The organism is Halomonas sp. SIMBA_159 (assembly GCF_046536035.1).
Lineage (GTDB): Bacteria > Pseudomonadota > Gammaproteobacteria > Pseudomonadales > Halomonadaceae > Vreelandella > Vreelandella venusta_A.
The window spans coordinates 1-278 of sequence record NZ_JAWJBT010000403.1; the positions used below are offsets into that span (position 1 = coordinate 1).

Here is a 278-nt window from a genome sequence, read left to right on the forward strand (position 1 = left end):
TCACCCAGCCGAAACGCTGGCTGAAACCGTAATTATCCGCAGGCATCAGGGCATTACCGCCTTCGGTGAGCGAGGCATAGACCCGCTCAAATTCGGTTGCCGATTCACAGTCAACAAAGACAGACATCGCAGGCGTAAACGTAAAATGGTGTGAAATGAACGAATCGATAGCGATAAATTCCCGGCCGGCAAGCACAAAACGGGCCTGCCTGACCATGCCTTTCGACTCGCCATCCGGGTAACGCTCAATGTGACGAATTTCAGATCCGGCAAACAGG

At 52.9% G+C, this 278-nt stretch carries 1 protein-coding gene; it reads right to left on the bottom strand.

Going from position 1 to position 278, the window contains the following annotated elements; translation table 11 throughout:
- On the bottom strand, nt 1-278 hold a 278-nt coding region (locus R0J87_RS19795), incomplete at both ends, for a VOC family protein (protein ID WP_498888393.1).